This is a genomic window from Bacillus sp. R86525 (assembly GCF_042466195.1).
GTDB classification, from domain to species: domain Bacteria; phylum Bacillota; class Bacilli; order Bacillales; family Bacillaceae_G; genus Bacillus_A; species Bacillus_A nitratireducens.
Genome location: NZ_JAXHPX010000007.1, coordinates 4,647,038 through 4,661,375, shown reverse-complemented (window position 1 = coordinate 4,661,375; position 14,338 = coordinate 4,647,038). Strand labels below are relative to the sequence as shown.

Below are 14,338 nucleotides of genomic sequence, written 5' to 3'. Positions count from 1 at the left end.
TTTGGTTTAAATATCAGGTGTTTCTGTTGAAGTGCTTATTTTTCTGCGGGAGCGTCTTTTTCTCCCGATTTTATCTAATAGTTCATACATAACAGGAACAACTACTAATGTAAGAACGGTTGAAACGGCTAAGCCGCCAATTACAACGACAGCTAGACTTTTTGATACCATGCTACCCGCTTGAGATTGGCCGAATAGGAGTGGTAGCATAGCGACGATTGTTGTTATGGCTGTCATAATAATAGGACGTAATCGAGTGGAGCCGGCTTCTAATAGGGCTTCTCTTGTTTCCATACCGTTTTCTCGATTTTGTTGGACTCTTTCTATTAATACAATAGCATTTGTAACGACAATTCCGATTAACATTAATGCGCCAATCAAGGAATTTACATCAACAGGTGTTCTGGAAATGATTAATCCTAAAATACCTCCGACGGCAGCTAATGGCAAGGAGAACAAAATTGCAAAAGGAGCGCGCGCCTGCCCGAATGTGATAACCATAATTAAATATACAATCCCGATTGCAATCCCCATAATTTTAAATAAATCAGTGAAGTTCTCTTGCATAGATTCAGTAGCACCTGCGATATTTACTTTTGCCCCGTTAGGTAAATCTAAGTCGGCTATCGCTTTGTTTACTTCTGCGCTTACTTTACTTAAATCTTCACTTGAAGCTTCTGCAGTAATTTGAATCGTTTCTTTCCCATCTTTATGGAAGATTTCCGTTTGAAGTTGTTTTTCTGAAATAGTTGCAATGTCTTTTAAAGGAATTGGTCCGTTTATAGGTGATAGTATGTTTGTGTTTAAAATATCTTCTTGTTTGTTAATGGATGCCTTTTTATGTTCTATCATAATAGTTGTTTTTTCATTATTGATTGAGATTTCCCCGATAGGAGATTTCTTCATAAGGAATGATACTTGTTGTGCTGCTAATTCTGGTGTTAAACCTAGTTGCTCAGCCTTTGTTTGATCGATATGAATTTGCCATTCTTTTTTAGATTCTTCTATATTTGTTTTTACTTTGGAAAGAGAATCCATGCTTTTTAGTTTTGTTTCGACGATGTTAGCGGCCTTTTGTAAATTTGTTTCGTTAGTAGCTGTTACATTAAATTGTAAGTTGTTTCCGCCTCCGGAGTCAGAGTAACTCGTTTTTATATAATCAAGTTCAGCTGGTTCGAAAGCTGTATGTTCCTTTTTTAATTCTTTAATATATTGGTCGATGTCAGATCCTTTTTTAAAGACTACAAATATAGTTGCAAGATTGTTTTGCGTTGTCTGTCCCCATTGTGCATCTTCTGCGCTAGATCCCATTCGCAAAATAACATCTGTTACATCAGAATTAGAGAGGAGTTTCTTTTCGAAATCAAAGGCTTTTTGTTTTTTAGCTTCAGAATCATAACCAGCTGGAAATGTCATGTTAACGGAAAGCATTGTATCATCCTCAGACTTTATGTTCGCTTTCGGAAGTAGTATGTAGGCTGCGATTGATCCTGCAAATAATAAAAAAGAAGTGAGTAGAATGATAAACTTATGAGAAAGAGCCCACTTTAATGTAGCGACATATCGCGGTGAAGAATGTGAATTGCGACGTTTTGTTTTTTTGAGCAGTAAAAAAGCCATAAGTGGAACGACTGTTAATGCCACAATTAAGGAAGAAAGTATAGAATATACAACTGCCAACACCATAGGTAACATTAGTTTTCCGATTACTCCCGATACGAGACCGATAGGTAAAAAAACGGCGACTGTTGTTAAAGTAGAAGAGGTAATTGCGACGGCGACCTCTTTTGTTGCATCGAGAATAATATCTTTAGAGAAAGATTCTTTTTGTAAACGACGGAAAATATTCTCAATGACAACGATACTATCATCGACGAGACGTCCAACTGCAACGGCTAAGCCACCTAGAGTTAAAATGTTAAGTGTGATGTTAGATTGGTGGAGTAAAAATAGTGTTAATAGGATAGATAATGGGATACTGACGACGGCGATGAGTGTTGTTCGAAAGCTACGTAAAAAGATTAAGATAATGAGAGTCGCGGCAATGGCACCAAGGATTACTTCTTTGCCCATACTAGTAACAGCATTTTCAACTTGCTCATGAGTTGAAGCTAAAAGTTTAATAGAATACTGATCTTTATATTGCTTACTTATATCTTTAATCTTTTTATCAATCTCTTTTCCAATTGCAACCGCGTTTTTACTCGGCTCTTTCATGATGATTAATCCTGTTCCTTCTTCTCCGTTTATGTGTGAGATTGTATCGTAATGTTGTTTTAGTTCAATTTGAGCGACATCTTGTAATTTTACTTGAGGTGTAACGGTGATGTTTTTTATGTCATTTAGATCTTTTATATCCCCGATGACACGAAGATTATATTCTTCCTTATTAACGGTAATTGCTCCGGCTGGAGTGGAAGTTTCTTTTCCTTGTAAAACTGTTAATACTTGCTGTGATGTTACGTTTTTATCTTTTAGTTGGTTAGGATCAAGTGCGATGGATAATTCGGAAGTTGATTTTCCGAAAAACATAACATTGGCAACACCATCAATGCTTTCGAGTTGTGGTACGATTTCTTTCTCGATTTGTTTTTCGTCAGCTTTTGAAAATCCGTTTTGCTTCTGGATAGTGATTTGAGCGAGTGGAATCATAGAAGTATTTAATTGACTAACTACAGGCTTAGTTACATCTTTAGGTAATTTAATTGTATTAATTGCTTTCTCGACTTCGCGTGCCGCGTCTTTCATATTTGCCTTGGATGTATATGCGATGTCGATGCGTGATAACCCTTCATGTGTAGAAGAAGTGATGCCATCGATATGTTCTAAATTACGAAATTGTTTTTCGAGAGGATCAGTCACGTCCTTGGTCATCGTTTCAGCATCGAGCCCTTGAGACAATGTCGTAACAGTTATTGCGGGGTTATCGATGCTTGGTAAAAATTCCATAGGTAATTTAGAGCCGGAATAAACGCCAAGTATGGAAATGAGAAAAACCATGATGATAATAGCGGCTCGGTTTTTTAATGAAAACTTTGTTAACCTATCCATAAGATAATTCCTCCATTAGTTTATTTATAGTTGCGTGGGCACTCTCTTACTATATAACAAAAAATGGATATTTTTCATTAATTAAATGTAAAAAAATTCTAACAATAATCTTAAGTTAATATTTTGAAGGAAAGTTCGTTATTTATGCAAGTGAAATTCCTGATTGTTGAAGAGAAGCATTAATTAAAGTTTTGCTCTAGTATAGTGGACTCGTTTTTTGTTACTCTACATTTAAATGGTTATTTGTCCTTCTTAAGTAGAGTTATGGTTATTGTAAAATTTAAAAGGAAGAGGGCTAAAGATTAGGAATTTATGCGGAATACTGTCTAGTTGATGATAGTGTATAGTAAGTTGTCTACAGTCAAAATGAATGTTTTCAGTAGAAAGGATAATGGTTCTTTCTATAGAAGAAAGTAGGCTAGATAATTTTTTGTGTTTTTTTATAAAAAACACTTGTTATTTAAAAACCATGATGGTATATTAATAAACGTCGCTGATGCGGAAGCGCAGAAAATGACAAAAAGAAATTAAAAAAACATAGTTGACATCGAAAAATGAAGATGTTAATATGATGAAGTCGCTTCTGAAGCGGCGGACAAGTTCTTTGAAAACTGAACGAAACAAACAACGTGAACGTCAATTTTTATTTTTAGATGCTAGACAAACTAACTTTATTGGAGAGTTTGATCCTGGCTCAGGATGAACGCTGGCGGCGTGCCTAATACATGCAAGTCGAGCGAATGGATTGAGAGCTTGCTCTCAAGAAGTTAGCGGCGGACGGGTGAGTAACACGTGGGTAACCTGCCCATAAGACTGGGATAACTCCGGGAAACCGGGGCTAATACCGGATAATATTTTGAACTGCATGGTTCGAAATTGAAAGGCGGCTTCGGCTGTCACTTATGGATGGACCCGCGTCGCATTAGCTAGTTGGTGAGGTAACGGCTCACCAAGGCAACGATGCGTAGCCGACCTGAGAGGGTGATCGGCCACACTGGGACTGAGACACGGCCCAGACTCCTACGGGAGGCAGCAGTAGGGAATCTTCCGCAATGGACGAAAGTCTGACGGAGCAACGCCGCGTGAGTGATGAAGGCTTTCGGGTCGTAAAACTCTGTTGTTAGGGAAGAATAAGTGCTAGTTGAATAAGCTGGCACCTTGACGGTACCTAACCAGAAAGCCACGGCTAACTACGTGCCAGCAGCCGCGGTAATACGTAGGTGGCAAGCGTTATCCGGAATTATTGGGCGTAAAGCGCGCGCAGGTGGTTTCTTAAGTCTGATGTGAAAGCCCACGGCTCAACCGTGGAGGGTCATTGGAAACTGGGAGACTTGAGTGCAGAAGAGGAAAGTGGAATTCCATGTGTAGCGGTGAAATGCGTAGAGATATGGAGGAACACCAGTGGCGAAGGCGACTTTCTGGTCTGTAACTGACACTGAGGCGCGAAAGCGTGGGGAGCAAACAGGATTAGATACCCTGGTAGTCCACGCCGTAAACGATGAGTGCTAAGTGTTAGAGGGTTTCCGCCCTTTAGTGCTGAAGTTAACGCATTAAGCACTCCGCCTGGGGAGTACGGCCGCAAGGCTGAAACTCAAAGGAATTGACGGGGGCCCGCACAAGCGGTGGAGCATGTGGTTTAATTCGAAGCAACGCGAAGAACCTTACCAGGTCTTGACATCCTCTGAAAACTCTAGAGATAGAGCTTCTCCTTCGGGAGCAGAGTGACAGGTGGTGCATGGTTGTCGTCAGCTCGTGTCGTGAGATGTTGGGTTAAGTCCCGCAACGAGCGCAACCCTTGATCTTAGTTGCCATCATTAAGTTGGGCACTCTAAGGTGACTGCCGGTGACAAACCGGAGGAAGGTGGGGATGACGTCAAATCATCATGCCCCTTATGACCTGGGCTACACACGTGCTACAATGGACGGTACAAAGAGCTGCAAGACCGCGAGGTGGAGCTAATCTCATAAAACCGTTCTCAGTTCGGATTGTAGGCTGCAACTCGCCTACATGAAGCTGGAATCGCTAGTAATCGCGGATCAGCATGCCGCGGTGAATACGTTCCCGGGCCTTGTACACACCGCCCGTCACACCACGAGAGTTTGTAACACCCGAAGTCGGTGGGGTAACCTTTATGGAGCCAGCCGCCTAAGGTGGGACAGATGATTGGGGTGAAGTCGTAACAAGGTAGCCGTATCGGAAGGTGCGGCTGGATCACCTCCTTTCTATGGAGAATTGATGAACGCAGTTCATCAATAAACGTTGACTTGTTTCGTTTCGTTCAGTTTTGAGAGAACTATCTCTCAAGTTTAAATGTATGTTCTTTGAAAACTAGATAACAGTGTAGCTCATATTTTTTTAATTTTAGTTTGGTTAAGTTAGAAAGGGCGCACGGTGGATGCCTTGACACTAGGAGTCGATGAAGGACGGGACTAACGCCGATATGCTTCGGGGAGCTGTAAGTAAGCTTTGATCCGAAGATTTCCGAATGGGGAAACCCACTATACGTAATGGTATGGTATCCTTACCTGAATACATAGGGTATGGAAGACAGACCCAGGGAACTGAAACATCTAAGTACCTGGAGGAAGAGAAAGCAAATGCGATTTCCTGAGTAGCGGCGAGCGAAACGGAATCTAGCCCAAACCAAGAGGCTTGCCTCTTGGGGTTGTAGGACATTCTATACGGAGTTACAAAGGAACGAGGTAGACGAAGCGACCTGGAAAGGTCCGTCACAGAGGGTAACAACCCCGTAGTCGAAACTTCGTTCTCTCTTGAATGTATCCTGAGTACGGCGGAACACGTGAAATTCCGTCGGAATCTGGGAGGACCATCTCCCAAGGCTAAATACTCCCTAGTGATCGATAGTGAACCAGTACCGTGAGGGAAAGGTGAAAAGCACCCCGGAAGGGGAGTGAAAGAGATCCTGAAACCGTGTGCCTACAAATAGTCAGAGCCCGTTAATGGGTGATGGCGTGCCTTTTGTAGAATGAACCGGCGAGTTACGATCCCGTGCGAGGTTAAGTTGAGGAGACGGAGCCGCAGCGAAAGCGAGTCTGAATAGGGCGTTTAGTACGTGGTCGTAGACCCGAAACCAGGTGATCTACCCATGTCCAGGGTGAAGTTCAGGTAACACTGAATGGAGGCCCGAACCCACGCACGTTGAAAAGTGCGGGGATGAGGTGTGGGTAGCGGAGAAATTCCAATCGAACCTGGAGATAGCTGGTTCTCCCCGAAATAGCTTTAGGGCTAGCCTTAAGTGTAAGAGTCTTGGAGGTAGAGCACTGATTGAACTAGGGGTCCTCATCGGATTACCGAATTCAGTCAAACTCCGAATGCCAATGACTTATCCTTAGGAGTCAGACTGCGAGTGATAAGATCCGTAGTCAAGAGGGAAACAGCCCAGATCGCCAGCTAAGGTCCCAAAGTGTGTATTAAGTGGAAAAGGATGTGGAGTTGCTTAGACAACTAGGATGTTGGCTTAGAAGCAGCCACCATTTAAAGAGTGCGTAATAGCTCACTAGTCGAGTGACTCTGCGCCGAAAATGTACCGGGGCTAAATACACCACCGAAGCTGCGAATTGATACCAATGGTATCAGTGGTAGGGGAGCGTTCTAAGTGCAGTGAAGTCAGACCGGAAGGACTGGTGGAGCGCTTAGAAGTGAGAATGCCGGTATGAGTAGCGAAAGACGGGTGAGAATCCCGTCCACCGAATGCCTAAGGTTTCCTGAGGAAGGCTCGTCCGCTCAGGGTCAGTCAGGACCTAAGCCGAGGCCGACAGGCGTAGGCGATGGACAACAGGTTGATATTCCTGTACCACCTCTTTATCGTTTGAGCAATGGAGGGACGCAGAAGGATAGAAGAAGCGTGCGATTGGTTGTGCACGTCCAAGCAGTTAGGCTGATAAGTAGGCAAATCCGCTTATCGTGAAGGCTGAGCTGTGATGGGGAAGCTCCTTATGGAGCGAAGTCTTTGATTCCCCGCTGCCAAGAAAAGCTTCTAGCGAGATAAAAGGTGCCTGTACCGCAAACCGACACAGGTAGGCGAGGAGAGAATCCTAAGGTGTGCGAGAGAACTCTGGTTAAGGAACTCGGCAAAATGACCCCGTAACTTCGGGAGAAGGGGTGCTTTCTTAACGGAAAGCCGCAGTGAATAGGCCCAAGCGACTGTTTAGCAAAAACACAGGTCTCTGCGAAGCCGTAAGGCGAAGTATAGGGGCTGACACCTGCCCGGTGCTGGAAGGTTAAGGAGAGGGGTTAGCGTAAGCGAAGCTCTGAACTGAAGCCCCAGTAAACGGCGGCCGTAACTATAACGGTCCTAAGGTAGCGAAATTCCTTGTCGGGTAAGTTCCGACCCGCACGAAAGGTGTAACGATTTGGGCACTGTCTCAACCAGAGACTCGGTGAAATTATAGTACCTGTGAAGATGCAGGTTACCCGCGACAGGACGGAAAGACCCCGTGGAGCTTTACTGTAGCCTGATATTGAATTTTGGTACAGTTTGTACAGGATAGGCGGGAGCCATTGAAACCGGAGCGCTAGCTTCGGTGGAGGCGCTGGTGGGATACCGCCCTGACTGTATTGAAATTCTAACCTACGGGTCTTATCGACCCGGGAGACAGTGTCAGGTGGGCAGTTTGACTGGGGCGGTCGCCTCCTAAAGTGTAACGGAGGCGCCCAAAGGTTCCCTCAGAATGGTTGGAAATCATTCGTAGAGTGCAAAGGCATAAGGGAGCTTGACTGCGAGACCTACAAGTCGAGCAGGGACGAAAGTCGGGCTTAGTGATCCGGTGGTTCCGCATGGAAGGGCCATCGCTCAACGGATAAAAGCTACCCCGGGGATAACAGGCTTATCTCCCCCAAGAGTCCACATCGACGGGGAGGTTTGGCACCTCGATGTCGGCTCATCGCATCCTGGGGCTGTAGTCGGTCCCAAGGGTTGGGCTGTTCGCCCATTAAAGCGGTACGCGAGCTGGGTTCAGAACGTCGTGAGACAGTTCGGTCCCTATCCGTCGTGGGCGTAGGAAATTTGAGAGGAGCTGTCCTTAGTACGAGAGGACCGGGATGGACGCACCGCTGGTGTACCAGTTGTTCTGCCAAGGGCATAGCTGGGTAGCTATGTGCGGAAGGGATAAGTGCTGAAAGCATCTAAGCATGAAGCCCCCCTCAAGATGAGATTTCCCATAGCGTAAGCTAGTAAGATCCCTGAAAGATGATCAGGTTGATAGGTTCGAGGTGGAAGCATGGTGACATGTGGAGCTGACGAATACTAATAGATCGAGGACTTAACCATATAATATGAAGCAATGTTATCTAGTTTTGAGAGAACATAAAAAACTTGTTGACTTTCAAAAGTGAATAAGTTACAATGATTCTTGTCTTAAATGAATACAGTCTGGTAATGATGGCAGAGAGGTCACACCCGTTCCCATACCGAACACGGAAGTTAAGCTCTCTAGCGCCGATGGTAGTTGGGACCTTGTCCCTGTGAGAGTAGGACGTTGCCAGGCAAAATGGAGGATTAGCTCAGCTGGGAGAGCACCTGCCTTACAAGCAGGGGGTCGGCGGTTCGATCCCGTCATCCTCCACCATATATGTCGGAGGGGTAGCGAAGTGGCTAAACGCGGCGGACTGTAAATCCGCTCCTTCGGGTTCGGCAGTTCGAATCTGCCCCCCTCCACCATTCTTAATTAATGGGCTATAGCCAAGCGGTAAGGCAACGGACTTTGACTCCGTCATGCGCTGGTTCGAATCCAGCTAGCCCAGCCATTAAGAGCCATTAGCTCAGTTGGTAGAGCATCTGACTTTTAATCAGAGGGTCGAAGGTTCGAATCCTTCATGGCTCACCATTTTAATGAAATATGCGGGTGTGGCGGAATTGGCAGACGCACTAGACTTAGGATCTAGCGCCTTTGGCGTGGGGGTTCGACTCCCTTCACCCGCACTTTTAATGAAATAACTCAAACATGTCTTGCGGAAGTAGTTCAGTGGTAGAATACAACCTTGCCAAGGTTGGGGTCGCGGGTTCGAATCCCGTCTTCCGCTCCAATTTTCAATATGACATGCCGGGGTGGCGGAACAGGCAGACGCACAGGACTTAAAATCCTGCGGTGGGTGACCACCGTGCGGGTTCGACCCCCGCCCTCGGCACCATATGCGCCCGTAGCTCAATTGGATAGAGCGTTTGACTACGGATCAAGAGGTTAGGGGTTCGACTCCTCTCGGGCGCGCTTTTATTAACGGGAAGTGGCTCAGCTTGGTAGAGCACCTGGTTTGGGACCAGGGGGTCGCAGGTTCAAATCCTGTCTTCCCGATTTTTCCAAAAACATGGGGCCTTAGCTCAGCTGGGAGAGCGCCTGCCTTGCACGCAGGAGGTCAGCGGTTCGATCCCGCTAGGCTCCACTTTATTTTTTATATGTCGGAGGTATACCCAAGTTCGGCTGAAGGGATCGGTCTTGAAAACCGACAGGCGGTGAGAATCGCGCGGGGGTTCGAATCCCTCTACCTCCTCCATTTTTTCAAAAAAGTGGTTTAGTTACATATAAAAAAATATTGATTTTCCTTCATGGAGGTATACCCAAGTTCGGCTGAAGGGATCGGTCTTGAAAACCGACAGGCGGCGAGAGTCGCGCGGGGGTTCGAATCCCTCTACCTCCTCCATTTTTTTAAACAATATAATATCGTCGCGGGGTGGAGCAGTACGGTAGCTCGTCGGGCTCATAACCCGAAGGTCGCAGGTTCAAATCCTGTCCCCGCAACCAATGGTCCCGTGGTGTAGTGGTTAACATGCCTGCCTGTCACGCAGGAGATCGCCGGTTCGACCCCGGTCGGGACCGCCATTTATGTTGGCTCGGTAGCTCAGTCGGTAGAGCAGAGGACTGAAAATCCTCGTGTCGGCGGTTCGATTCCGTCCCGAGCCACCATTTTTTTATTTTTTTTATTTATGCCGGCTTAGCTCAATTGGTAGAGCAACTGACTTGTAATCAGTAGGTTGGGGGTTCAAGTCCTCTAGCCGGCATCATTTAGGGGCATAGTTTAAAGGTAGAACTGAGGTCTCCAAAACCTCCAGTGTGGGTTCGATTCCTACTGCCCCTGTAAAGTATATGGGCCTATAGCTCAGCTGGTTAGAGCGCACGCCTGATAAGCGTGAGGTCGATGGTTCGAGTCCATTTAGGCCCACCATATATATTCCGCAGTAGCTCAGTGGTAGAGCTATCGGCTGTTAACCGATCGGTCGTAGGTTCGAGTCCTACCTGCGGAGCCATGGCCCGTTGGTCAAGTGGTTAAGACACCGCCCTTTCACGGCGGTAACACGGGTTCGAATCCCGTACGGGTCATAAAAAAAGAGTCAGCAATGTGCTGACTCTTTTTTATTATGTGTATTCCTCTTTTTTATCACCTTATTTTCCTCAAATAAATAAAGGGATTTAGGAAAAGCTATGGTATGTATTAAAAGGAGGAGATAAAAATGACGCGAGTTAGAGACTTTATGAGTACTCATATTGTACATTGTACGCCGTTAGATAATGTATATGAGGCTGCTGTAAAAATGAAGGAAGAATCGGTTGGGTTGATTCCTGTTGTTGAAAATGAACAAGTTGTTGGGCTTGTTACTGATCGAGACCTAGTGGTTCGTGGGATTGCTGAAAAACATCCTGGATCTAATAAAATTACAAATATAATGACAACAAACATTGTTTCAGTTTCTCCAGATGATTCGATTGAAAAAGCTACAGAATTAATGGCGCAGTATCAAATTAGACGCTTACCAGTAGTTGAGAGTGGGCAACTTGTGGGTATGCTAGCACTAGGTGATTTAGCTATAAGAGAATCGGCTGATGATCAAGCTGGCTTTGCTTTAAGTGAAATCTCGGAGCACATGGAATAAATTATGTATAAAGATCAGATACATTATTCTAGTATATATGGATTAGGCTAATATGTTAGCGTGATGTATCTGAGACATTATATAATAAATATAGCGTTAATATTTTCGACAGTTTTTTTAAATTTGTTATTCCTAATTTTTAATAAGAGGAAAAATGATATACTAATAGATATAAGTATTATGATAGATTTTGAATATAACAATATTTATTGTTAATGATGTAATAATGAATTAATATTTCCTACGTAGATAAAGTGAAACTTTAATTATTGGGGGGGGTGTCCATCCCCCAATAATTATTAGCTGAACCAATCGGGCTTTTATGGGCAGTTTTATCTCCCACCTAACTTCCTCGCATTCGCAGAGTTTTGAGGTGGGAGTCTTACTGCCCGCAAATAGCGGGATAAAAAGGAAAGGGGAATTATATGAGGGCTGTACAGGGCGATCCAAATTGGAATTTGGTCACAGATACATATATAGAACCAAACAATTTCGCTGAGTTATTTTCTTTACTTGTACCTTGTCATCCAAAAGGTGAAGGGAAAGAGCGAACTATATTAGTATGGAAAGAAAAAGAGTTTTATAAAGAAGAAAATTTAGCGGCATTTATCGTATATGGAATGAATAAAGTAAAGGGTTTACCGCAGTTTCATAAAGATGAAATTCCAACTCTAGTACGTATTCTGCGTTTATGTCAAGAGATTGGTTGGTATGAAGAGGCAAATGCTTTTATGATAAGCCAGGGACTAGAAGAATTTGTCCAAACTTCATTGGAATATGAAACATGGGATCTTTTGACGCAAGCGGTTGCTTTGAACTATTTAATTATTAAATATCGTATTGGTGAATTAACAGATGGCGATGTAGAAATTTGGAATCGAGTTAAATTTAGTGAGAAATGTATAACAAATTGTAAACATCTATTATCTCATAAAGAAGTATTGGAATTTACATTCTTTTATATGTGTAAGCGAGCTAAAACACTATCAAAAGAACAATTAAATAGTGATATGATGAATCTAGCAATGTATTGTAATACTTTTGTGTACGATTTGTATACACATGACTTATTGCGAAAGTATCGTAAGTGTACAGATTTTCTATCATATTATGGACCGAGTCAAGCCGTTTTAGCTTGTCAAAGAGCTGTGCTTTCTCAAATTTCAGATCGATTAGATCCATTAAAGACAACGCATGTAGATGATTATTTATATGTGATGAAAGAAATGATGGAGCATATGACGATAGGGGTAATGGATCGATATGGTCATTTTATTGGAAAGTTGCTATCATATGTACCATTTTTTGAAATGATTCAAGTTCCACAGCATGCATATTATTGTGAAGAATTACTTTATATTTGTAAGGGCGTTGAATACAAAGAAGAAATACTACGCAATTATATATTTATACAATTACATGATTGTTTACCATCCTTCTTTAAACTATTTCTTAAAAATAAGCGTTATGCAACGATTCATGATATTCTTTTCTATTGGTGCGATGATGAACAAAGAATGAGTTTAGAGAAAAAATATAATCTTAGTTTTATTTATGAAAAATATGCTTGTGGTTAAACCGTATTTTACATATTAAAAATTAATATAAATTAAAAAGGATCTCAAGTTTATGTGAGATCCTTTTTTGTTAGTAAAACAAGGAGAAAGTAACTAAGATAAGAAATAACATTCCATAAAGGAGAAATTGTGCAGTAGAACTTCCTTGTATACCAAAAAAAGTATTCATTTTTTCATATAAATTCAGTATATATTTCGTTGGGTTCTCTTTGAAAGATTGATACACAGTGTCTCCTCTTTCTAAGCTTCTTGTTCGTGTGTTTTGTTATTAGGGACATTAACGTATCTAGCTATGAATAATAAAACAGCCATAAAGAATACAGGAAGTACGGTAGATAAATAAAAGCCATTACTAATTATATTTGTTATAAGAGCACTCAAAAGAAAAATTGCATTATAAATATGGGCTATTTTTTGTTTTAGCCGCATTTGTAATGCTTCCATAATGATTTCTAAGGCAACAAAAGCAATAATAATAGATAAAAACACAGTGTTCGTATTATAAATGATTAAACAACAGATTAAACCTAAGAAGGCCAGGTATTCAATAAAGAGAGGTATATTGCGTGGCATACAATTTACCTAACTAAATATGGCAGTGGATTTACTGCATTTGTTTTTTCAAAATTCCATTCTCCATTGTGTAATTCAAAATGAAGATGTTGCCCGTATGAATGACCTGTATTTCCCATATGACCTACCAATTGTCCCGCTTGTACTTGATCACCAACTTGTACGGCACGATCCTTCATATGAGCATAAACTGTTGTATATAACTTTCCATTTATTTGATGGGCGACGAACACGACATTGCCGTAGCTAGCCGAATAATAAGATTTCACAACTTTACCTGCAGCAGCAGCTTGAATAGAGATGTTGCCTTGTGCTGCAATATCTATACCATAATGCATTTGTTCCCAGCGCATATCAAAAGTTGAGCTAATTCTTCCTTGAGTTGGAAATTTGAAAACAGCTGGAATTGATGAAGGTTGAGCTGTTTTAGTTTGTGATTGATTTTGATTTTGCACTACATAGTGTTTTGCTACATATCCGTATCCTGTGCCAAAACGAATTTTATACCAAGTACCTACCGTTTCTACTACTTGTACTTGTGTACCATTTTGTAACGAGCCAAGTAGAGTGCTACTTGTACTAGCATTGCTACGTACATTTAATTTTGGTGTTGCAACAGTATAAGAAGGTGAACCTTGTACAGTTACACCTTTTACTAGAGGTGTGGATCCATTAGATACAAAGTTTTTTTGTACGTATCCAATTTGACCGTTATGTAAAATTTTGTACCAATCCCCTTGTTCACCTTGAATGGTAATGAATTGACCATTTGGTAATATATCTAAAATAGAAGACTCTGTATTAGGTTCAGAACGAACGTTTAATGCGTTTGCATTTACGATATATTGATTCTTTGATTGAACATTTTTTTTGAATAGAATTGCATCTTTTTTCATGTAGCCTGTTTTGTTGTTAACAGATACTTTATACCAATCTTGAGTTGTCTCAAGAATAGTAACCGGGCTATTAAATCGAATGTTGTCAATTATCGCACTGTCTGCATGGTTATTTTGATGTAGTGCAACGTTGTCAATTTTTACATATCCAGTTTTTACTTTAGATGGTTGCTTAGCAGCAGCTGTTTGTATATCGGATTCTCCCATAGAAGGAAGTAAAGAAGCAATTGCGATAGTAGTGGCTGTTAAAGCTGTAGCTTTCATATTCATGTAATAAAGACCTCCTCTAGTTGTATAGTTGTAATTTTATTATAGTATAAAGATATAATATATTGGTCGTATTCACATAAATGTA

General features: G+C 42.1%; 5 protein-coding genes, 20 tRNA genes and 3 rRNA genes. 25 read left to right on the top strand and 3 right to left on the bottom strand.

Annotated features, from left to right (window positions below; genetic code table 11):
* Positions 1-6: 6 nt before the first annotated feature.
* Complete coding sequence (locus SJY24_RS26800) at positions 7-3,051, bottom strand: efflux RND transporter permease subunit (RefSeq protein ID WP_377866811.1); 3,045 nt, start codon at positions 3,049-3,051, stop codon at positions 7-9.
* A 671-nt stretch (positions 3,052-3,722) separates the two neighbouring features.
* On the opposite strand from SJY24_RS26800, the gene SJY24_RS26795 reads away from it, so the two are divergent.
* The 25 genes from SJY24_RS26795 to SJY24_RS26675 all read left to right on the top strand — a co-directional run bounded on the left by SJY24_RS26795 (position 3,723) and on the right by SJY24_RS26675 (position 12,514).
* A 16S ribosomal RNA gene (locus SJY24_RS26795) occupies positions 3,723-5,274 on the top strand.
* Between the two features lie 146 nt (positions 5,275-5,420).
* Positions 5,421-8,342: ribosomal RNA gene (locus tag SJY24_RS26790) — 23S ribosomal RNA — on the top strand.
* Between the two features lie 101 nt (positions 8,343-8,443).
* A 5S ribosomal RNA gene (rrf, locus tag SJY24_RS26785) occupies positions 8,444-8,559 on the top strand.
* Together the 16S, 23S and 5S rRNA genes with 20 tRNA genes alongside form the textbook arrangement of a ribosomal RNA operon.
* A gap of 5 nt (positions 8,560-8,564) precedes the next feature.
* Positions 8,565-8,640: transfer RNA gene (locus tag SJY24_RS26780), tRNA-Val, on the top strand.
* A gap of 8 nt (positions 8,641-8,648) precedes the next feature.
* Positions 8,649-8,732, top strand: a tRNA-Tyr gene (locus SJY24_RS26775).
* Positions 8,733-8,743: 11 nt separating this feature from the next.
* Positions 8,744-8,818: transfer RNA gene (locus tag SJY24_RS26770), tRNA-Gln, on the top strand.
* Between the two features lie 4 nt (positions 8,819-8,822).
* Positions 8,823-8,898: transfer RNA gene (locus SJY24_RS26765), tRNA-Lys, on the top strand.
* A 14-nt stretch (positions 8,899-8,912) separates the two neighbouring features.
* Positions 8,913-8,993: transfer RNA gene (locus SJY24_RS26760), tRNA-Leu, on the top strand.
* Positions 8,994-9,022: 29 nt separating this feature from the next.
* Positions 9,023-9,097, top strand: a tRNA-Gly gene (locus SJY24_RS26755).
* A 16-nt stretch (positions 9,098-9,113) separates the two neighbouring features.
* Positions 9,114-9,202 (top strand) — tRNA-Leu (locus SJY24_RS26750).
* A gap of 3 nt (positions 9,203-9,205) precedes the next feature.
* Positions 9,206-9,279 (top strand) — tRNA-Arg (locus tag SJY24_RS26745).
* Positions 9,280-9,289: 10 nt separating this feature from the next.
* Positions 9,290-9,363 (top strand) — tRNA-Pro (locus tag SJY24_RS26740).
* 15 nt (positions 9,364-9,378) lie between these two features.
* Positions 9,379-9,451, top strand: a tRNA-Ala gene (locus SJY24_RS26735).
* A gap of 18 nt (positions 9,452-9,469) precedes the next feature.
* Positions 9,470-9,562, top strand: a tRNA-Ser gene (locus SJY24_RS26730).
* Positions 9,563-9,616: 54 nt separating this feature from the next.
* Positions 9,617-9,709 (top strand) — tRNA-Ser (locus SJY24_RS26725).
* A 24-nt stretch (positions 9,710-9,733) separates the two neighbouring features.
* A tRNA-Met gene (locus SJY24_RS26720) sits at positions 9,734-9,810 on the top strand.
* Positions 9,811-9,812: 2 nt separating this feature from the next.
* Positions 9,813-9,888, top strand: a tRNA-Asp gene (locus SJY24_RS26715).
* Positions 9,889-9,896: 8 nt separating this feature from the next.
* Positions 9,897-9,972, top strand: a tRNA-Phe gene (locus SJY24_RS26710).
* A gap of 22 nt (positions 9,973-9,994) precedes the next feature.
* A tRNA-Thr gene (locus SJY24_RS26705) sits at positions 9,995-10,067 on the top strand.
* Positions 10,068-10,073: 6 nt separating this feature from the next.
* A tRNA-Trp gene (locus SJY24_RS26700) sits at positions 10,074-10,144 on the top strand.
* A 10-nt stretch (positions 10,145-10,154) separates the two neighbouring features.
* Positions 10,155-10,231, top strand: a tRNA-Ile gene (locus SJY24_RS26695).
* A 7-nt stretch (positions 10,232-10,238) separates the two neighbouring features.
* Positions 10,239-10,313: transfer RNA gene (locus tag SJY24_RS26690), tRNA-Asn, on the top strand.
* 1 nt (position 10,314) lies between these two features.
* Positions 10,315-10,386, top strand: a tRNA-Glu gene (locus SJY24_RS26685).
* 131 nt (positions 10,387-10,517) lie between these two features.
* A complete protein-coding gene (locus SJY24_RS26680) occupies positions 10,518-10,937 on the top strand; it encodes a CBS domain-containing protein (protein WP_071747759.1) in 420 nt (139 codons plus the stop codon).
* A 425-nt stretch (positions 10,938-11,362) separates the two neighbouring features.
* Positions 11,363-12,514 carry a DUF3965 domain-containing protein gene (locus SJY24_RS26675; protein ID WP_377866810.1) on the top strand — a complete coding sequence of 384 codons (1,152 nt, stop codon included), beginning with the start codon at positions 11,363-11,365 and terminating at the stop codon, positions 12,512-12,514.
* Positions 12,515-12,754: 240 nt separating this feature from the next.
* On the opposite strand, the gene SJY24_RS26670 is transcribed toward SJY24_RS26675, so the two are convergent.
* Both SJY24_RS26670 and SJY24_RS26665 read right to left on the bottom strand, forming a co-directional pair.
* A complete protein-coding gene (locus SJY24_RS26670; RefSeq protein WP_377866809.1) occupies positions 12,755-13,087 on the bottom strand; it encodes a hypothetical protein in 333 nt (110 codons plus the stop codon).
* Between the two features lie 5 nt (positions 13,088-13,092).
* On the bottom strand, positions 13,093-14,253 hold the full coding sequence (locus SJY24_RS26665) for an SH3 domain-containing protein (protein WP_377866808.1): 1,161 nt from the start codon (positions 14,251-14,253) through the stop codon (positions 13,093-13,095).
* Positions 14,254-14,338: the final 85 nt, after the last annotated feature.